Origin of the sequence: Pseudomonas guariconensis, from assembly GCF_040822035.1 — a bacterium.
Classification (GTDB): Bacteria; Pseudomonadota; Gammaproteobacteria; order Pseudomonadales; family Pseudomonadaceae; genus Aquipseudomonas; species Aquipseudomonas guariconensis.
The window spans coordinates 1,180,613-1,199,012 of record NZ_CP162012.1 but is presented as its reverse complement, the minus strand read 5'-3'; the positions used below and the strand labels follow the sequence as shown (position 1 = coordinate 1,199,012).

Here is an 18,400-nt window from a genome sequence, read left to right as displayed (position 1 = left end):
AGAGGCTCAGCGCACCTTGGGGGTCGCTACGTTGTCGCGCAGGTACACAGGTTGCGCCTGCTCGGCCGGGATGGCCTCGCCGCGTGCCCAAGCGAAGCGGGCCAGCTCGAGGATGTCCAGGGCGTTGGGCAGCGAGCTGGCATCGCTTGCGCTCACCGGCACGGCCAGCCGTTCGCCATAACCCCATCCGGTGCCGGCGCCGAACCACTCGCCGGTGCAGGCCTCCGGTAGCTGCACACGTTCTGGCGGCAACACCGCCTCGCGCCCTACCAGGCGCATCTCGCCGTCATGGGCTTGATAGCAGCCCCAGTACACCTCGTCCATACGGGCATCAATGGCGGCGGCGACCTGCTGCACCCCGCGCTCACGCAGCGCACCCTGGGCCAGCGCCGCCAGGTTGGAGACCGGCAGCACCGGGCGCTCGAGAGCGAAGGCCAGGCCCTGGACCACACCGATGGCGATCCGCACCCCGGTGAACGCCCCGGGGCCACGCCCGAAAGCAATGGCATCCACGTCGCTGAGCGCCACGCCTGACTCGGCCAGCAACTGCTTGATCATCGGCAGCAGCTTTTGCGCGTGCATGCGCGGGATCACCTCGTAATGGCTGGTCACCTTGCCGTCATGCAGCAGAGCGACGGAACAGGCTTCGGTAGCGGTATCCAGGGCCAGCAGGGTGGTCATCGAACGAGGTATCCAGGCAACGGGGAAAAGAGCGGCAGTATAAACGACAACGGCCCGCAAGCGGGCCGTCGTGACGCACGGAGATGGATCAGCTCAGGGCTGCCAGCACCTTGGCAGTGATCGCCTCGACCGAGCCGACACCTTCGATGTGGCTGTACTTCGGCTTGCCGTTGTTGGCGGCCGAGAGTTTCTGGTAGAAGTCAACCAGCGGCTTGGTCTGGCTGTGGTATACCGACAGGCGGTGACGCACGGTCTCTTCCTTGTCGTCGTCGCGCTGGATCAAGTCTTCACCGGTGACATCGTCCTTGCCTTCCACTTTCGGCGGGTTGTGCTGAATGTGGTAGGTACGGCCCGAAGCCAGGTGCACACGGCGGCCGGCCATGCGGCCGACAATCTCTTCGTCGTCAACGGCGATTTCGATCACGGCGTCGATGTCGACACCTGCCGCGACCATGGCCTCGGCCTGGGGAATGGTGCGCGGGAAGCCGTCGAACAGGCAGCCCTTGGCGCAATCCGGCTGGGCGATGCGCTCCTTGACCAGGCTGATGATCAGCTCGTCGGAAACCAGCTGGCCGGCATCCATGACTTTCTTGAGTTCAAGGCCCAGCGGGGTGCCGGCCTTGACGGCGGCACGCAGCATGTCACCGGTGGAGATCTGTGGAATACCGAACTTCTCGGTGATGAACTTTGCCTGAGTACCTTTACCGGCCCCGGGAGCTCCCAGCAGAATTACGCGCATCTTGTGCTCCTCATATTTTTCTATGTAAATCAACGGATTCGGCGCAGAAGGCCAAGTCCGAAAAATCGGGTGAGACCGAAAATCGGTCAAAAGGCTGCTCAAGATACACAGCGCCCAGCAACCAGACAAGCGTCCCAAAGTTGCAGGAAATCGCCACTTGGGCCCGTTTCACGGCGCGGTTGCGCCCGGCGCAACCTGCCAGCACAACCTCGGCCGAGGGGCCTGCGGCCCCCAGCCAAGGTCAGCCGCCGAACGCCTCAACCGGTATTGCGAAGACCTGCGGCGATACCCGCCACCGTGACCAGCAGGGCCTGCTCCAATGGGCTGTCCAGAGCGGCTTCCCGGCTCCGAGAGCGCGCCAGCAATTCGGCCTGCAGGCGATGCAGCGGGTCCAGATAGGTATTGCGCAGGCTGATGAACTCCAGGGTCTCGGGGCTGTGAGCCAGTAGCACCGATTGCCCGGTCAACCCCAGCACCACCTGGCACGACTGCGACAATAGGTCGCGCAGATGTGCCCCCAGGGAAAGCAAGTGCGGTTGCACCAGACGTTCGTCGTAGGCCTTGGCAATCTCGGCATCGGCTTTCGCCAGCACCATCTCCAGCATGTCGATTCGGGTGCGGAAGAACGGCCACTGTTCACGCATCTGTCCCAACAGCTCGCCCTGCCCACGCGCCAGGGCATTGCTCAGGGCCGTCTCCCAGCCCAGCCAGGCCGGCAGCATCAGGCGCGTCTGGGTCCAGCCGAAGATCCACGGAATAGCACGCAGGCTCTCGATGCCGCCGGCACGGCGCTTGGCCGGACGGCTGCCCAGCGGCAGGCGTCCGAGCTCCTGCTCCGGCGTGGACTGGCGGAAGTACTCGACGAAGTCGGGGTTTTCCCGCACCACGGCGCGATACGCCTTGACGCCGTCGGCAGCAAGCTGGTCCATCAGCTCGCGCCAGGCGGGCTGCGGGGGTGGCGGCGGCAACAGGGTCGCCTCGAGCACGGCGGCCAGATACAGGTTGAGGTTCTGCTCGGCGATGCCGGGCAGGCCGAACTTGAAGCGGATCATTTCGCCCTGCTCGGTGGTGCGGAACCGCCCGCCCACCGAGCCGGGTGGCTGCGACAGGATCGCCGCGTGGGCTGGCCCGCCGCCTCGGCCGACAGTGCCACCACGGCCATGGAACAACAGCAGCTCGACCTGATGCTCTCGACAGATGCGCACGAGGTTTTCCTGAGCCCGGTACTGGGCCCAGGCCGCCGCTGTGGTACCTGCGTCCTTGGCCGAGTCGGAATACCCGATCATCACCTCCTGCGGTCCATGCAAGCTGGCACGATAGCCCGGCAGGCCCAGCAGGCGCGCCATCACCGGCCCGGCGTTGTCCAGGTCGGCGAGGGTCTCGAACAGCGGCACCACGCGCATGGGCCGGGTCAGGCCGGCCTCCTTGAGCAGCAATTGCACAGCCAGCACATCGGATGCGGCACCGGCCATGGAGATGACATAGGATCCCAGCGAAGCCGCCGGCGCGGCGGCAATCTCGCGGCAGGTGGCAAGCACTTCGGCAGTCTCGGCGTCGGGCTTGAAGTGCGCAGGCAACAACGGCCGGCGGTTTTTCAGTTCCGCCTGAAGGAACGCGATGCGCTGTTCCTCGTCCCAGTCGGCATAGCGCCCCAGGCCCAGGTAGTCGGTGATTTCGGTCAGCGCGTCGCGGTGCCGGGCGGCATCCTGACGCACGTCCAGGCGCACCAGGAACAAGCCGAAGGTCACGGCCCGGCGCAAGGTGTCGAGCAGCGGGCCGTCAGCGATGACACCCATGCCGCATTCATGCAGGGACTGATAGCACAGCTCAAGCGGCTCGATCAGCTCGCGGTTGCTGGTCAGCACATCGGCCCCAGGTGCCTGGGCGCTGCTCAGCGCCGCGTGGGCCCAGGCACGGGTGGCGCGCAGGCGTTCGCGCACTTGCTTGAGCAACGCACGATAAGGCTCGGCACTGTCACCCACGCGCTCGCGCAGGGCATTGTTGGCCTGCTGCATCGACAGCTCGGCAGCCAGGTAGTCGATGTCACGCAGGAATAGGTCAGCCGCCATCCAGCGGGCCAGCAGCAGCACTTCGCGGGTCACCACCGCGGTGACATTGGGGTTGCCATCGCGATCGCCGCCCATCCAGGAGGCGAAACGGATCGGCGCGGATTCCAGCGGCAAGCGCAGACCAGTCGCTTCGAATAACGCGTGATCTACCTTGCGCAGGTGGTTAGGGATCGCCTGCCACAAGGAATGCTCGATCACCGCGAAGCCCCACTTGGCCTCGTCCACCGGCGTCGGCCGGGTGCGCCGGATTTCCTCGGTGTGCCAGGCCTCGGCGATCAGACGCCGTAAGCGCTCACGCACCTGTTGGCGCTCAGCAGGTGTCAGGTCACGGTGATCCTGCGCAGCCAACTGGCCGGCGATGGCATCGTATTTCTGGATCAGTGTACGGCGGGCCACTTCGGTGGGGTGGGCGGTGAGCACCAGCTGGATGTCCAGCTTGGCCAACTGCCTGGCGAGGGCATCGTCCGAATGACCGGCCTGCTTCAGCCGGGTCAGTAATTCCGGCAGCACGCGCGCTTCGAAAGGCTCGGGTTGGCCAACATCGCGACGGCGGATCAACTGGTACTGTTCGGCGATGTTCGCCAGGTTGAGAAACTGGTTGAAAGCCCGAGCCACCGGTAGCAGGTCGTCGTCGGCCAGATCGCCCAAGGTCGAACTCAGTTGCTCTGCAGCGCCACGGCGGTCGGCCTTGGCACTGTGGCGGATGTCTTCGATCTTCTGCAGGAACGCCTCGCCATGCTGCTGGCGAATGGTCTCGCCCAGCAGTTCACCCAACAGATGGACATCCTCACGCAAGCGTACATCGATATCGGTCATCGGCCTTCTCTCCGGCGCGGCTCACCGCGCATCCGCTCAGGAACATTGCCCAAGAGTGCCCATGGCAAGGCCGTACTGGCAAGCCGGTTCGGCACCGAGCAACTAAAGTGAATGCAAGGCATCCGAAGTCATGCCCACTTCAGGTTTCGAGCGAGGAGTTTTCCATGGACACCTTCAGGCACATGCTGGACAGCTGGGAATCCAAGGCCCGCGAGAGCTGCGAACGCGTCGAATACACCCTTACCCTGCACAAGCAGGACTTGGTCAAGATCAAGGCATTCGCGCAGGCCTACGGGCTGGACGAGGCCTTCGTCACGGAGAGCCTGTTGCAATCCGCCATCAAGGAGGCGGAAAAGGCCATCCCCTACGTCAAAGGCTCGCAGGTGATCCGTGTCGAGGAGGGCGAGGAGATCTACGCCGACATCGGCAAGACACCCGCCTACGTGCAGGCCGAACAGGCACTGTCGAAAAGTCTTTCGAGTTGACACTTGCCCCCGCGTTGGCGGGGCACGGGACTGCTGCCCCGCCTCGCCCCGTTCGCCTTGTCGCACAGTCTTGATTTGCCACCGATCCCCTTCCACGGTCCCTGCACGTCTGCACAGGCTCGGCATTTTTTTCTGAACTATCGGAAAAAAGCCCAAGTCACAGCCTGTAGCCATCACGCTAAAACCCTGCACACACGCCGTTGTGCACAGTTCGGCCGAAATGCGCGCAGATGACAGGGAAAAAGCGATGGACTGCTAAGGATACCGTCGTAAACAGGAGTGATCCCATGGAGCTGACCATCATGAAGACCCGCACACCTCACCCCTCCTCCACGCCGCTGCGCGGGCTCAAGCTCGCCGCGCTGGCGCTGGGCGGCAGCCTGCTGCTGGCCGGTTGTGCCGGAAAACCGCCCTCCGAGCAATACGCCGTCACCCAGTCCGCGGTCAATTCCGCGGTCAGCGCCGGTGGCACCGAGTTTGCCGCCGTGGAAATGAAGGCTGCCCAGGACAAGTTCAAGCAGGCCGAGATCGCCATGCATGACAAGCAGTACGACGAAGCCAAGCGCTTGGCTGAACAAGCCGAGTGGGATGCACGCGTGGCCGAGCGCAAGGCTCAGGCCGCCAAGGCGCAGAAGGCCCTGCAGGACAGCCGTGAAGGTGTCCAGGACCTTCGCGAGGAAGGCCTGCGCAGCGCCGAATGAGCGCTGCCCTGCCCCGTTTGAGCCTTCGTCATTGATCAAAGGATGAACACTATGCGCAATTACCTCATGATCCCCACCCTGCTGGCCCTGTGCGTAGGCCTTGCTGCCTGCGCCCATGATCCGAACCCCAATCTCGAGTCCGCCCGCACCAACTTCTCCAGCCTGCAAAGCGATCCGCAGGCCAGCAAGCTGGCGGCCCTCGAGACCAAGGACGCCCAGGACTGGCTGAACAAAGCCGACAAGGCATTCATGGAGCGCGAGGACGACAAGACAGTCGACCAGTTGGCCTACCTGACCAACCAGCGCGTGGAAGTGGCCAAACAGACCATCGCCCTGCGCTCGGCTGAAAACGAGTTGAAGAACGCCTCCGCACAACGCGCTCAGGCCCGCCTGGACGCCCGTGACGCACAGATCCGCAAGCTGCAGGAAAGCCTCAACGCCAAGCAGACTGATCGAGGCACCCTGGTGACCTTCGGGGATGTACTGTTCGACTTCAACAAGGCCGAGCTCAAGAGCAGCGCCTACCCCAACATCACCAAGCTGGCCCAGTTCCTCCAGGAAAACCCTGAGCGCAAGGTCATCGTCGAGGGATACACCGACAGCCTCGGCTCGGCGAGCTACAACCAAGGCCTGTCGGAACGACGCGCCAACAGCGTGCGCATGGCCCTGGTACGCGCAGGTGTCGACCCGGCACGCATCGTCGCCCAGGGTTACGGCAAGGAGTACCCAGTCGCCGACAATGGCAGCAACACTGGCCGCGCCCAGAACCGTCGGGTGGAGGTGACCATCTCCAATGACAACCAGCCGGTGCAGCCGCGTTCGGTAAGCCAGATCCAACAGTAAGGCTGGCACAATGAAACAAGAAAGCCCCGCGATCGTCGCGGGGCTTTTCTTTGTCTGTCCTGGCTCTTCGCGGCTTTCGCCGCGAAGGCATCCAGAACGCAGGTCATTGCAGCTGTTGCGGGGTCTCCTGCCCCATACAGCGAATGGCACGCTTGCGGTTGTCCACCAGCACGCCAGTCAGGCCCTTCTGCTGGGTGTCGAACAGCACCAGCACGCCATCGACGCACTGCGCCACCTGGGGCGCCGGGTCGAGGGAGACTTTGTAGTCCTCGCCGGGGAGGGTCTTGAGCATGGTGTAGTCCTGCAGCAACAGGGCGTCCTCGGGCTTGGCGAAATGCAAGTAACCGTAATACCACAGGGTCCCTACCGTCACGATGATGGTACCCACGGCGGTCAGGATCATCGGGATGGCGTTGCGTTCTTCACTCATTGCGCGTTCTTCTCATCAGGGTAATTGGGCACTTCGGCTAGTCGCCGAAGGCCATCGAAATGGCTGGGGTCGTCGAGGAAGCGCAGCATCACCTGGCGCCACGTCGGGTCGGCGAAGGTCTGCACATGCCCGCCTCGGGTCAGTTGCAGCACCCGAGGTGGCGGGGCGTGCTGGTACAGACGGATGCCGCTGTCCATGGGCACCAGGTCGTCGTCGATGCTGTGGAAAAACAGCTTGGGCGGGGTGTCCAGGCGCTCGATCGAGCGGATCGCGCTGTCGCCGTCCGGCACCAGCCAGGACAATGGCACCTGCAACGGCCAGGTCAGCCATGACGTACTCAGGGCAAAGCGCCCCACTTCCCGATAGCTGGCGGGTACACCGTCGAATACCAGCGCACTGAAGCGCTGACGTTGCTCAGGATGGGCCGCCAGGTAGTGAATGGCCATGGCGCCGCCGAGGCTCTGGCCCAGCAGCACCAAGGGCTTGCCTTGGACCTGCGGGGCGTTGTCCAGCCAATCCATGGCCGCCTCGATGTCTTGGTAAACCGCCGGCAGGCTCGGCTTGCCCTGGGAGAGGCCATAGCCGCGATAGTCGATCATCAGCACCTGGTAGCCCTGCTCCGGCAGCCAATAGCTGCCGCCCAGATGCCAGGCCAGGTTGCCGCCATTGCCATGCAGGTGCAATACCGTGCCCTTGACCTGGACCCCTGGCTTGACCGGCATCCACCAGCCGTGAAGACGCGTACCGTCGGCGGCGATGAGGGTCACGTCACGAAATTCGAGCTTCGCCTTCTGCGGGGTGAACGGCAGGCCCGGCTCCGGGAAGAACAACAAGCTGCTACACCCCGACAATCCCAGCACGAGCAAGCCCAGGATGAGGCGGCGACAGGCTTCAGAGAATGTTCGCGTAGTCGGCTTCAATACGATCCAGGCTCAGGTGGTTGAGGAAGTTGGAGAAGCACATCCACGCAGACAGGGCGTTGAGGTCGCGGAACTGTTCCGGCAGGTACTTGGGCGGCTCCACCAGGCCCTCCTCGACCAACTGACGCAAGGTGCGCATGTCTTCCAGGGTGGTCTTGCCGCAGAACAACAGCGGGATCTGCTCGAGCTTGCCTTTCTTCACGGCCAACTGAATGTAGTTGTAAACCATGATGAAACCCTTGAGATAGGACAAGTCCTTGGTAAATGGCAGTCCGTTGGGCACCGACCCGCGAAATACCCGGCTGGCATTGCTGTAGCTCTGGGCCATCTCGAAGCCCTGGCCGCGGAAGAACTCGTAGACCTGCAAGAAGTCCGCCCCCTCCTCCACCATGTGGATGGCCCGGGTGCGGTTGGTGAGCTTGCGCAGGCGGCTGGGGTAGGAGGCGAAAGCGATCACCTCCATGAGAATGGCCAACCCTTCCTGGGTCACGGTCGACGAGGGAGGCCCCTTCGCCAGGAACGTGCAGATCGGCTGGTTGAGGCCATTGAGTGTGGTGCCCACGTGCACCAGGCCTTCGTGGACCTCCAGTGCGCGCACGTCTCGGCTGTTGAACATCGCGTCGGCACGCACCTTGATGTAATCGGCACCGGCCGCAGCGTCGGCCACGATACCGTCGGACTCGAACACGCGGATGGTCTCCTCGGCCTCGCCGAAGACCTTGTTCAAGCGCCGCTGAAGGATCGCTACGGCTTCCTTGGCGGTAAGGTTCTTCGGCTCGTCCTTCAGGTCGCCCCGGCCGTCGATGTTGTTCAGATAATCGGACAGCATCAGGCCCAGGTCGGCCAGGGTCGGGTCGCCGGCATGGAAGGCGTCGGAGGCCGCGCCATACAGCTCCTGGGAAATCAGGCCGAAATCCTCGGTGCCACGGGCTTCGAGCATGCGCACCACCATGCGGTACTCCTTGCACATGCGCCGCATGATCTGCCCGACCGGGTTGAACTGACCGAGCTGGCGAGTGATGTCGCGCTCGATGCTCTGGAACTCGGCCTTCACCGAGTTGGAATCGAACGACAGCGGTCGCCCCTGGTAATAGGCACGGTCCACGGCCGGGGGCTCCTTGCCCTTGGCCTTGAGAAAGCCGTTGCGGATATTGTCGTCCCACTTCACCGCATCGAGCACGCGGATGGGCGTCTGCGCCGCGACGATGCGGTCGGAGAGCGCGCGTATGGTCTGCTGGTACTCGTCCACCCCGGACTCCTTGTTGAATCAAGCTCGTGCTCGGCCCCTTCGCGGACAGACCCGCTCCCACAGGTACAGCGTGAACGCCCGCGAAGAGGCCAGCCAAGCCAGCGATAGTGCGCTATTTGCCACTTCGCTGGAAGCGTGCCACCTCGACGAACAGGTCGGAGTTGGCCGGATCGTCCAGATAGGCCAGCACCCGCGCCGACGGGCTGTCGATCAGCACACCTTCGCCGTTGTCCTCCGGCACCTCGGTGCTGCGTCCGGTCAACTCCTTCTTCTTGACCGCCTGCTGCACCTGGTCGACATCGAGGTTGTAGAGCACAAGTTCCTTGCCATCGACGACCTCGAAGCCGCCGATCAGGAAGTTGCCGCCCAGGCGCTTGGGCACACCGGCCGACAGATACCAGCGATTGCCATGCTGGGACACGGTAAAGACATATTCTTCCGGCGCCTTGCCCTTGGCCGTGGCCACCGCTTTATAGGCATCCCCGCCCACACGGCTGATGCTGAGCTTGAGCGGCTCGCCCCAGGCGTCCTTGCTGCTCCACTTGCCAAGCAGAGCCTTGGGCGCTGCCTGGTTGCTGGGCAGAGGCTCATGGAAGGTCACCAGACATCCACCGAGCAGCAGGAATGACAAAGTCAACAACACCAGACGCCAGGCTTTCATCAGGTTCTCCTTGAAAAGATCGGTCGCCCCTCGGGCCGGTCGTGGCCTAGGCCGATGCCAGCACCAGGTGCAGATATCGGGTAAGGATAGCGAGCATCTGCCCATCGGCTTGCGCATTCGCATCCTTGAGCAGGCCCTGATATTCCATCTGCTCGATTATGGCCGTCAACATCTGAGCATCCTGCTCGGGCTGACGCGACCCCACCACCTGCAGCATTTGCCGTGCGCCGTGCAGGAGGATCTGCTCGTGGGCGCTGACCAGTTCAGCCAGACGCGGGCACAGCAAGGCCTCCTGGCGGAAGGCTTGCTCGGCCATGATGAAGTCACGCCGAGTGTGCAACTGACGGCTGACATAATCGGCCATCATGCGCGCCACCTCGTCCGCCAGGCGTGCCCGGGCCGCGGGGCTGCCGTCGCCCTGGGCGAGCAACTGGCCCAGCACCACTTCGGAACTGGCCCAGAGCTTGGCCATGTAGGCGGCGCTGCGCTCGACGTACTGAGCGAAGGTGTCGGTCAGCAGGTCTTCGATGTCCTTGAAGTAATAAGTGGTCGCCGACAGCGGAACGCCGGCCTCGGCGGCCACCGCTCGGTGACGTACACCGCGCACGCCGTCACGCACGATGATGCGCATTGCCGCGTCGAGAATTTGCTGCCGGCGCTGCTCGCTGCCTTGGCGGGCTGTCTTGCGCCCCTGGTATTGCACGCTTTCGGCGACGGCGCTTGCCACGCCTGCCGCGCCTTGTTGGGCCATTGCGGGAGTCACGATGAATACCTCGTTGAATCTCGGTGAGGGTCGATCCCCTCTGCTTTGAGTAAAGACGGTTGTAGCTTGTTGCGGCCCAATTACGATCAAGGCCACGCCTGATAGGTTCGGTGGTGCTTCAAAAACGACTCGGCACCTGCGCCGTGACCAATCAGTCACTTTCGAACCGCAGGCATGAAAAAGCCGCCCCGAAAGGCGGCTTGTTCAGGATGCTCAGGCCTGTGGACGCATGTGCGGGAACAGGATCACATCACGGATCGACGGCGAATTGGTCAGCAGCATGACCAGGCGGTCGATGCCGATGCCTTCACCTGCGGTAGGTGGCATGCCGTATTCCAGAGCGCGAACGAAGTCGGCATCGTAGTGCATGGCCTCGTCGTCACCGGCGTCCTTCTCGGCCACCTGGGCCAGGAAACGCTCAGCCTGGTCTTCGGCGTCATTGAGCTCGGAGTAGGCGTTGGCAATCTCGCGGCCACCGATGAACAGCTCGAAGCGATCGGTGACGGCAGGGTTCTCGTCGTTGCGACGGGCCAGCGGCGACACTTCGAACGGGTACTCGGTGATGAAATGCGGCTGCTCCAGCTTGTGCTCGACCAGCTCTTCGAAAATCATCACCTGCAGCTTGCCCAGGCCTTCATGGCCGAGCACCTTGGCGCCGGCCTTCTTGGCGATCTCACGGGCGCGGTCGACGTCCTGCAGGTCGGCGGCGGTGAGCTCAGGGTTGTACTTGAGGATCGACTCGAACACCGACAGGCGGGCGAACGGCTCGCCGAAGTGGAACACCTTGTCGCCGTACGGCACATCGGTGGTGCCCAGAACCAGTTGCGCCAGCTCGCGGAACAGCTCTTCGGTGAGGTCCATGTTGTCGCGATAGTCGGCGTAGGCCTGGTAGAACTCGAGCATGGTGAACTCGGGGTTGTGCCGGGTCGAGACGCCTTCATTACGGAAGTTGCGGTTGATCTCGAACACTTTCTCGAAGCCACCCACAACCAGCCGCTTGAGGTAAAGCTCCGGCGCGATACGCAGGAACATGGCCATGTCCAGGGCGTTGTGGTGGGTTTCGAACGGCTTTGCCGCCGCGCCACCTGGAATGGTCTGCAGCATCGGCGTCTCGACTTCGAGGAAGTCGCGTTCGATCAGGAACTTGCGGATGTGCGAGATGACCTGGGAACGGACACGGAAGGTGTGGCGGGTTTCCTCGTTGACCATCAGGTCGACATAGCGCTGGCGGTAGCGCTGCTCGGTGTCGGTCAGGCCGTGGTGCTTGTCCGGCAGCGGGCGCAGCGACTTGGTCAGCAGGCGCACGTTGGTCATCTCGACGTACAGGTCGCCCTTGCCCGAACGGGCCAGGGTGCCTTCGGCACTGATGATGTCGCCCAGGTCCCAAGTCTTGACAGCGGCCAGGGTCTCTTCGGGCAGGGTCTTGCGGTTGACGTAGACCTGGATGCGACCAGTCATGTCCTGGATGACCATGAACGAGCCACGGTTGAGCATGATGCGACCGGCTACCTTGACCGGAATCGCGGCTGCTTCCAGCTCTTCCTTGGTCTTGTCCGCGTACTGCTTCTGCAGGTCGTTGCAGTAGCTGTCGCGACGGAAGTCGTTGGGGAAGGCGTTGCCCTTGGCACGCTCGGCGGCAAGTTTTTCCTTGCGCAGTGCGATCAGGGCGTTTTCTTCCTGTTGCAGGTCTTGCGATTCGGTCTTGAGGTCGCTCATGTCGTCATTGTTTCCATCAGGTGTTCGTTGCCCCTGTCGGGCAGGGCACGCGATACGGGCCGGGCCTCGTATCGCGGCGGTCGTGTGCGGTTTACAGCCCCTGCTTGAGGCTCGCTTCCAGGTACTGGTCGAGGTCGCCGTCCAGGACCTTCTGGCAGTCGCTGCGCTCGACGCCGGTACGCAGGTCCTTGATGCGCGAGTCATCGAGCACGTAGGAGCGGATCTGGTGACCCCAGCCGATGTCCGACTTGCTGTCTTCCAGAGCTTGCGAGGCGGCATTGCGCTTTTGCATCTCCAGCTCGTACAACTTGGCCCGCAGCATCTTCATGGCGGTGTCCTTGTTGGCGTGCTGGGAACGTTCGTTCTGGCAGGCCACCACGGTGTTGGTCGGCACGTGGGTGATACGGACCGCCGAATCGGTGGTGTTCACATGCTGACCACCTGCACCGGAGGAGCGGTAGGTGTCGATGCGAAGGTCGGCCGGGTTGATCTCGATCTCGACCTTGTCGTCGATCTCGGGCGAGACGAACACCGCCGAGAACGAGGTGTGGCGACGGGCTCCGGAGTCGAACGGGCTCTTGCGCACCAGGCGGTGCACACCGATCTCGGTACGCAGCCAGCCGAACGCGTATTCGCCCTTGATGTGTACGGTCGCGCCTTTGATGCCGGCGACTTCACCCTCGGAGAGCTCGATGATGGTGGCATCGAAACCACGCTTGTCGGCCCAGCGCAGGTACATGCGCAGCAGGATATTGGCCCAGTCCTGCGCCTCGGTGCCACCGGAACCGGCCTGGATGTCCAGGTAGGCGTTGTTCATGTCCATCTCGCCGCTGAACATACGACGGAACTCAAGCTGGGCCAGGTTTTCTTCCAGGCCTTGCAGCTCGGTCACAACGTCGTTGACGGCGCCTTCGTCGTTTTCCTCGACGGCCATGTCGAGCAGGTCCTTGCAGTCGGACAGGCCATTGGACAGTTTGTCCAGGGTCTCGACGACCTGCGCCAGCATGGCGCGCTCACGGCCCAAGCCCTGAGCGTACTCGGGCTTGTTCCAGACGGCAGGGTCTTCCAGTTCGCGATTGACTTCGATCAGGCGATCAGCTTTTTGATCGTAGTCAAAGATACCCCCGAATGGACTGGGAGCGTTCGGTGAGGTCCTTGATGGTGTTCAGGATCGGTTGGATTTCCATGGGCGGGCTACTCGTGCGAATTCGGTGAAAAGCCCGCGAGTATAACGCAGTCCTCGCCCCGACGGCAGACCCGCCGGGCGGTAACCGCGAGGGCCGCCGCTAATGGTGTGGACGCTGGCGGCAGACCCTAAGAGCGTCAGGCAACGCCCACCTGATTGCGACCATTGTTCTTGGCCAGATACAGCCCCTTGTCCGCAGCCGAGATCAGCTGCCGGCTGTGGCTGCCAACGCTGGGCGTGAGGGTCGCAAGACCTATGCTCACTGTCAGGCGCGCGTCTGCCTCGGGCGCGGTATGGGGGATGTTCAGACCCAGGACGGTCTGGCGCAGTTTCTCGGCGATCAGCCGCGCACCGCCGGGCGAGGTATTGGGCAGCACCAAGGAGAACTCCTCGCCCCCATAGCGCGCCGGCAAGTCGGTGGGACGCGAGCAGGAACCGCGGATGGCCTCGGCGACCTGGCGCAGGGCCTCGTCGCCGGCCAAATGGCCGAAGCTGTCGTTGTAGGCCTTGAAGTAGTCGACGTCGATCATCAGCAGCGACAACTGTTGTTGCTCGCGTATCGCCCGTCGCCATTCAAGCTCCAGGTACTCGTCGAAATGGCGCCGATTGGACAGCCCGGTGAGGCCATCGGAGTTCATCAACCGCTGCAGCATCAGGTTGGTGTCGAGCAACTGCTGCTGGCTGACCCGCAGCGCGCGATAGGCTTCATCACGTTGCAGCAGGGTCAGGTAGGAGCGGGAGTGGTAGCGGATCCGCGCCACCAGCTCGATGGTGTCCGGCAGCTTGACCAGGTAGTCGTTGGCCCCGGCGGCGAAGGCCGCGCTCTTGACCAGCGGGTCCTCCTTGGTCGACAGGACGATGATCGGAATATCCTGGGTGGCCGGGTTGTTGCGGTATTCGCGCACCAACGTCAGGCCGTCCAGCCCCGGCATGATCAGGTCCTGGAGAATCACCGTAGGTTTGATCCGCATGGCCTGGGCCACCGCCTGGTGGGGATCGGCGCAGAAATGGAAGTCGATGTTCTCCTCGTGGGCCAGCCCACGGCGCACCGCCTCGCCGATCATCGCCTGATCGTCGACCAGCAGGACCATCGCCGCACTTTCGTTGATGGTCGTGAAACCTTCGATCGGTAGATCATTCATGCCTATTCACCAGGTCACTGCCGGCCAGGCGGCGTGACTCAATACATATCGTCATTTCGAAAAGATTTCCATCAGTCGGCCCGCGATGCGTTCCAGCGACCGTATCTCCACGGCAGCCTCGATCGCCGCAGCCGCCTTGGGCATGCCGTAGACCGCCGAACTCTGCTGGTCCTGGGCGATGGTGAGGAAACCACGCTGGCGCATCTGTTTCAGGCCCTGGGCGCCGTCGCGGCCCATACCGGTGAGCAAGACGCCCACGGCATCGCCCGTCCAGAAACGCGCCACACTCTCGAAGAACACGTTGATCGAGGGGCGGTAGATTTCACCGACAGGCTCGGCCGTATAGCTAAGCTGGCCGCCCTGCAGCAGGCGGATGTGATGATTGGTGCCGGCCAGCAGCACTTGCCCTGGCTGGGGTGGCTCGCCCTCTCGCGCCAGGCGCACCGGCAAGCCCGAGACCCCGCTGAGCCATTCGGCCATGCCACTGGCGAATACCTGATCAACGTGCTGCACCAGCACGATCGACGCGGGAAACTCGCGCGGCAAGCCTTTGAGCAGGACTTCCAGCGCCGCTGGACCGCCCGCCGAAGAGCCGATGGCCACCAGGCCACGACGCTGGGACGCCCCCACCAGTGGAGCGGACACAGCGCGGGGCGCCGCGGAGCGTTGCTGGCCGATCAGCCAGCCTATATTGAGGATCTTGCGCAACAGCGGGGCTGCCGCTTCCCGTGCATCCCCCGCACCCAGCGAAGGCGTATCCACCACGTCCAGGGCGCCATGGCCCATGGCTTCGAATACCCGATGCACATTCTGCTTGCGGTCGACCGTGACAATGACGATGGCACAGGGTGTTTCGGCCATGATCCGCCGGGTCGCCTCGACGCCATCCATCACCGGCATGATCAGGTCCATGAGAATCAGGTCAGGGGTGAACTCGGCGCACCGGGCCACGGCTTCGGCGCCATCGCTGGCCACCCAGACCACCTGGTGCTCGGGCTCGAAGGCCAAGGCCCGGCGCAGCGCCTCCACTGCCATGGGCATGTCGTTGACGATGGCGATCTTCATCCCTGGGCACCCCCGATCAACTCCACCACGGCGTCCAGCAACGCATCGTCATGGAAACTGGCTTTAGCCAAATAGTAGTCGGCACCGGCGTCCAGTCCACGTCGCCGGTCTTCTTCACGATCCTTGTAGGACACCACCATGACGGGCAGCGATTGCAGGCGCTGGTCTCGACGCACCAAGGTGACCAGTTCGATGCCGTCCATGCGCGGCATGTCGATATCGGTGATCAGCAGATCGAAATCATCGGCGCGCAGGGCATTCCAGCCATCCATGCCGTCCACCGCCACGGCCACGTCGTAGCCCTGGTTGCCCAATAGTTTGCGCTGCAGCTCACGGACGGTGAGCGAGTCGTCGACCACCAGGATGCGCTTGCGCACCATGGCGCGACCGCCCCGGGCACCGCGCTCGATGCGCTCCAGCCGGCCGGTGCTGAGCAGTTTCTCGACCGAGCGCAGCAAATCCTCGACGTCGATGATCAGCACCACCGAACCATCATCGAGCAAGGCCCCGGCGGAAATGTCCTGGACCTTGCCCAGGCGCGCATCCAGCGGCATCACTACCAGCACCCGCTCGCCGATCAACCGCTCCACAGCCACGCCGTACAGTTGGTCACGCTCACGAATCACCACCACGGGCAGGCTGCGCTCGTCATCCTGCCCGGTCGGACGGTTGAGCAACTGGCTGGCCGAGACCAGCCCGACATGCCGTCCTTCGTGCCAGAAGTGCTGGCGCCCTTCGATCTGCACGATGTCCTCGGCAGCCACCGCCAGGGTGCGCTCGATGTGCGCCAGCGGGAAGGCATAGGCTTCGCCCCCCACCTCTACCACCAGGCTGCGCACCACCGACAGCGTCAGCGGCACCTCCAGATGGAAGCAGCACCCCTGGCCGGACACCTGGGTCAGCTCGATCGAGCCACGCAGCTCGCGCACCATGTGCTGAACCGCATCAAGGCCGACGCCTCGGCCCGACACCTCGGTGACCTTGTCACGCATGCTGAAGCCAGGAAGGAACAGGAACGTGAGCAGCTCCGACTCGCTCATTTGCGCTACGGTCTCGGCCGGTGACAAAGCCCGTTCGACGATGCTACGCCGCAACCGATCAAGGTCGATGCCGGCGCCATCGTCGGTCAGTTCGAGGATCAGCAGGCCTGCCTGGTGCGAGGCGCGCAGGCGAATCGTGCCGTCGACGGGCTTGCCTGCCAGCAGGCGCCGCTCGGGCAGCTCGATACCGTGATCGACGGCGTTGCGCAGCAGATGGGTCAAGGGCGCTTCGAGCTTTTCCAGTACGTCACGGTCGACTTGGGTTTTCTCACCTTCGATCTGCAACTGCACCTGCTTGCCCAGCGATCGTCCAAGGTCGCGGACCATGCGGCTCTGACCGGTCAGGACATCGGCGAACGGCCGCATACGGCAGGCCAGCGCGGTGTCGTAGAGATGCTGGGCGCGCTGGCTGGCCTGCCAGCCGAACTCGTCGATATCGGCAGCCTGTTGCTGCAGGATCTGCTGGGTTTCGCCCAGCAGGCGTTGAGTCTGGGCCAAGGCCTCGAGCACTTCGTGGCTCTGGCCGCTGCCTTCGAGCTGTTGCTTCAGGCCATCGAGGGCCCGCATGCCCTGGCCATGCATGCGCTTGAGCCGCTGCAGGCTGGCCAGGTAGGGCTTGAGTCGCTGGGTTTCCACCAGCGACTTGCTGGAAAGGTCGAGCAGGCTGTTCAAACGATCGGCGGTGACCCTGAGCACCCGTTCGCCACCCTCGCCACCGCGCTTGCCGACCTTGCGAGGCAGGCTGGGCTCAGGCTCGGCCTCGGGCTCTGGCTCTGCCACCACCGGTTCGACCTGCGTGGTCTGCAGTGGTGCAGGTTCGACAGGTGCGGCAGGCTCAGGCACGGGCGCTGCCGTGGGGTCGAGCAGATTAGCCATCTGCACCAGGAACGCCGGCACCGCGGCTTCGCCATCACGGTCATTGGGTGTTGCGATGCGCATCAACAGGTCAGTGCCGTGCAGCAAGGCATCGATATGCTCGGGGCGCAGTCGCAGGCGCCCTTCCTGGGCCGCCACCAGACAGTCTTCCATGACGTGGGCGACGCTGACACCGGCATCGATGCCAACGATCCGTGCAGCCCCTTTCAGGGAATGGGCCGCGCGCATGCAGGCTTCGAGCTGGTCGGCCTGGGTCGGGTTGCGCTCGAGCGCCATGAGCCCGGCACTGAGCACCTGGGTCTGGGCCTCGGCCTCCAGGCTGAACAGTTCGAGCAGCGAGGCGTCGCGCATTTGCTCAGGGGTCATGACAGGCTCCGCTTCACGGCCGACAGTACATGTTGTTCATCCAGCACCCGCACGCTGCGTCCACGCCATTGCAGTACCGCTGCGGTGAAGTGCGCAGCGTCCTGGCCATCGGCCAGGCGTGCCGGATCCAGGCGATGGATACCGTCGATCTCGTCCACCGCCATCACCACCGGGCCGCCCTCCGCGGCGAGGATCAGCATGCGCGGCATCACGCGCCCGGTACGCTCCTGGGCCGGCAACACCTCGACGCCCAGCAAGCCCGCCAGCGACAGGCAGGGCACCAGCGCGCCACGCACATTGGCCACGCCCTGCAATACCCCGGAGCGCTGGTGCGGCAGCGAATGCACCGACTGTAGCGGCGCGATTTCGGCCAGACAGGCACAGGCCAGCGCCAGCCACTCCTCGCCCAGGCGGAACAACAGCATCGAGCGCCCGACGCTGTCTTCGTCCGGCGGCGGCGCCTCGACCTGCTCGTCCTGCAACAGCGCATAGCGATCGAGCAGCCGCGTGGCCGCACTGGCGTAGACCTGGCAGTTGCGGCAATGAATGTGACGTTCGAGCAATGGGCACTGCTTGTCGCCGTGCACACCGATACGGTTCCAGCAATCGTCGATGAGCTCATCGTCCCGTGCGATCAGGTGCATGGTTTCAC

Annotated in this window: 17 protein-coding genes; 3 read left to right on the top strand and 14 right to left on the bottom strand. The window is 63.8% G+C overall.

The genetic code is table 11. The features are described from left to right. Positions 1-6: 6 nt before the first annotated feature. The 3 genes from tsaB to ppc form a co-directional block, all read right to left on the bottom strand. Complete coding sequence (gene tsaB, locus AB1N67_RS05385; protein WP_197853774.1) at positions 7-681, bottom strand: tRNA (adenosine(37)-N6)-threonylcarbamoyltransferase complex dimerization subunit type 1 TsaB; 675 nt, start codon at positions 679-681, stop codon at positions 7-9. Between the two features lie 88 nt (positions 682-769). Further along, the gene (gene adk, locus AB1N67_RS05380; protein ID WP_043213782.1) at positions 770-1,420 is read right to left on the bottom strand and encodes an adenylate kinase; all 651 of its coding nucleotides are present in this window, start codon (positions 1,418-1,420) and stop codon (positions 770-772) included. Positions 1,421-1,677: 257 nt separating this feature from the next. Next, entirely contained in the window at positions 1,678-4,305 is a 2,628-nt protein-coding gene (gene ppc / locus AB1N67_RS05375) for a phosphoenolpyruvate carboxylase (RefSeq protein ID WP_043213780.1), read from the bottom strand. A gap of 164 nt (positions 4,306-4,469) precedes the next feature. Here ppc and AB1N67_RS05370 point away from each other — a divergent pair, with 164 nt between their 5' ends. From AB1N67_RS05370 to AB1N67_RS05360, 3 genes are all read left to right on the top strand, one after another. Then, positions 4,470-4,790 (top strand): hypothetical protein, encoded by a 321-nt coding sequence (locus AB1N67_RS05370; protein ID WP_090346043.1) that lies wholly within the window; start codon positions 4,470-4,472, stop codon positions 4,788-4,790. A gap of 287 nt (positions 4,791-5,077) precedes the next feature. Continuing rightward, complete coding sequence (locus AB1N67_RS05365; RefSeq protein ID WP_043213775.1) at positions 5,078-5,491, top strand: DUF4398 domain-containing protein; 414 nt, start codon at positions 5,078-5,080, stop codon at positions 5,489-5,491. Positions 5,492-5,542: 51 nt separating this feature from the next. After that, entirely contained in the window at positions 5,543-6,334 is a 792-nt protein-coding gene (locus AB1N67_RS05360; protein WP_367863586.1) for an OmpA family protein, read from the top strand. A gap of 103 nt (positions 6,335-6,437) precedes the next feature. Here AB1N67_RS05360 and AB1N67_RS05355 read toward each other — a convergent pair whose 3' ends face one another. From AB1N67_RS05355 to AB1N67_RS05305, 11 genes are all read right to left on the bottom strand, one after another. Then, the gene (locus tag AB1N67_RS05355) at positions 6,438-6,764 is read right to left on the bottom strand and encodes a hypothetical protein (RefSeq protein WP_043213771.1); all 327 of its coding nucleotides are present in this window, start codon (positions 6,762-6,764) and stop codon (positions 6,438-6,440) included. Beyond that, positions 6,761-7,684 carry an alpha/beta hydrolase gene (locus tag AB1N67_RS05350; RefSeq protein ID WP_043213769.1) on the bottom strand — a complete coding sequence of 308 codons (924 nt, stop codon included), beginning with the start codon at positions 7,682-7,684 and terminating at the stop codon, positions 6,761-6,763. The genes AB1N67_RS05355 and AB1N67_RS05350 overlap by 4 nt, the downstream gene beginning before the upstream one ends. After that, entirely contained in the window at positions 7,656-8,933 is a 1,278-nt protein-coding gene (locus tag AB1N67_RS05345) for a flavohemoglobin expression-modulating QEGLA motif protein (protein ID WP_043213767.1), read from the bottom strand. The genes AB1N67_RS05350 and AB1N67_RS05345 overlap by 29 nt, the downstream gene beginning before the upstream one ends. A gap of 112 nt (positions 8,934-9,045) precedes the next feature. Beyond that, positions 9,046-9,594, bottom strand: a complete 549-nt coding sequence (locus AB1N67_RS05340) for a hypothetical protein (protein WP_043213765.1) — start codon at positions 9,592-9,594, stop codon at positions 9,046-9,048. A 46-nt stretch (positions 9,595-9,640) separates the two neighbouring features. Next, positions 9,641-10,345: a TetR/AcrR family transcriptional regulator gene (locus AB1N67_RS05335; protein ID WP_367863854.1), complete on the bottom strand. Its 705-nt coding sequence runs from the start codon at positions 10,343-10,345 to the stop codon at positions 9,641-9,643. Positions 10,346-10,570: 225 nt separating this feature from the next. Next, positions 10,571-12,073: a lysine--tRNA ligase gene (lysS, locus tag AB1N67_RS05330; protein WP_043213762.1), complete on the bottom strand. Its 1,503-nt coding sequence runs from the start codon at positions 12,071-12,073 to the stop codon at positions 10,571-10,573. 91 nt (positions 12,074-12,164) lie between these two features. Next, a protein-coding gene (prfB, locus tag AB1N67_RS05325; RefSeq protein WP_102082206.1) for a peptide chain release factor 2 occupies positions 12,165-13,260 on the bottom strand; the annotation gives its coding sequence in 2 pieces (ribosomal slippage) (positions 12,165-13,187 and positions 13,189-13,260; 1,095 coding nt in all). A gap of 136 nt (positions 13,261-13,396) precedes the next feature. Then, positions 13,397-14,401, bottom strand: coding sequence for a PleD family two-component system response regulator (locus AB1N67_RS05320; RefSeq protein ID WP_043213758.1), 1,005 nt, complete (start codon positions 14,399-14,401; stop codon positions 13,397-13,399). A gap of 51 nt (positions 14,402-14,452) precedes the next feature. Beyond that, positions 14,453-15,466 carry a chemotaxis response regulator protein-glutamate methylesterase gene (locus tag AB1N67_RS05315; RefSeq protein ID WP_090346035.1) on the bottom strand — a complete coding sequence of 338 codons (1,014 nt, stop codon included), beginning with the start codon at positions 15,464-15,466 and terminating at the stop codon, positions 14,453-14,455. Continuing rightward, on the bottom strand, positions 15,463-17,748 hold the full coding sequence (locus AB1N67_RS05310) for a hybrid sensor histidine kinase/response regulator (RefSeq protein WP_090346033.1): 2,286 nt from the start codon (positions 17,746-17,748) through the stop codon (positions 15,463-15,465). Before AB1N67_RS05310 ends, AB1N67_RS05315 begins: the two co-directional genes overlap by 4 nt. Next, positions 17,745-18,392 (bottom strand): chemotaxis protein CheW, encoded by a 648-nt coding sequence (locus tag AB1N67_RS05305; protein ID WP_090346154.1) that lies wholly within the window; start codon positions 18,390-18,392, stop codon positions 17,745-17,747. Before AB1N67_RS05305 ends, AB1N67_RS05310 begins: the two co-directional genes overlap by 4 nt. Between the last annotated feature and the right edge of the window lie 8 nt (positions 18,393-18,400).

Bases quoted from the DNA above. Each gene is read 5' to 3' on its own strand.
- tsaB (WP_197853774.1), bottom strand. From the start codon at position 681: ATGACCACCCTGCTGGCCCTGGATACCGCTACCGAAGCCTGTTCCGTC.
- adk (WP_043213782.1), bottom strand. From the start codon at position 1,420: ATGCGCGTAATTCTGCTGGGAGCTCCCGGGGCCGGTAAAGGTACTCAG.
- ppc (WP_043213780.1), bottom strand. From the start codon at position 4,305: ATGACCGATATCGATGTACGCTTGCGTGAGGATGTCCATCTGTTGGGT.
- AB1N67_RS05370 (WP_090346043.1), top strand. From the start codon at position 4,470: ATGGACACCTTCAGGCACATGCTGGACAGCTGGGAATCCAAGGCCCGC.
- AB1N67_RS05365 (WP_043213775.1), top strand. From the start codon at position 5,078: ATGGAGCTGACCATCATGAAGACCCGCACACCTCACCCCTCCTCCACG.
- AB1N67_RS05360 (WP_367863586.1), top strand. From the start codon at position 5,543: ATGCGCAATTACCTCATGATCCCCACCCTGCTGGCCCTGTGCGTAGGC.
- AB1N67_RS05355 (WP_043213771.1), bottom strand. From the start codon at position 6,764: ATGAGTGAAGAACGCAACGCCATCCCGATGATCCTGACCGCCGTGGGT.
- AB1N67_RS05340 (WP_043213765.1), bottom strand. From the start codon at position 9,594: ATGAAAGCCTGGCGTCTGGTGTTGTTGACTTTGTCATTCCTGCTGCTC.
- AB1N67_RS05335 (WP_367863854.1), bottom strand. From the start codon at position 10,345: ATGGCCCAACAAGGCGCGGCAGGCGTGGCAAGCGCCGTCGCCGAAAGC.
- lysS (WP_043213762.1), bottom strand. From the start codon at position 12,073: ATGAGCGACCTCAAGACCGAATCGCAAGACCTGCAACAGGAAGAAAAC.
- AB1N67_RS05320 (WP_043213758.1), bottom strand. From the start codon at position 14,401: ATGAATGATCTACCGATCGAAGGTTTCACGACCATCAACGAAAGTGCG.
- AB1N67_RS05315 (WP_090346035.1), bottom strand. From the start codon at position 15,466: ATGAAGATCGCCATCGTCAACGACATGCCCATGGCAGTGGAGGCGCTG.
- AB1N67_RS05310 (WP_090346033.1), bottom strand. From the start codon at position 17,748: ATGACCCCTGAGCAAATGCGCGACGCCTCGCTGCTCGAACTGTTCAGC.
- AB1N67_RS05305 (WP_090346154.1), bottom strand. From the start codon at position 18,392: ATGCACCTGATCGCACGGGACGATGAGCTCATCGACGATTGCTGGAAC.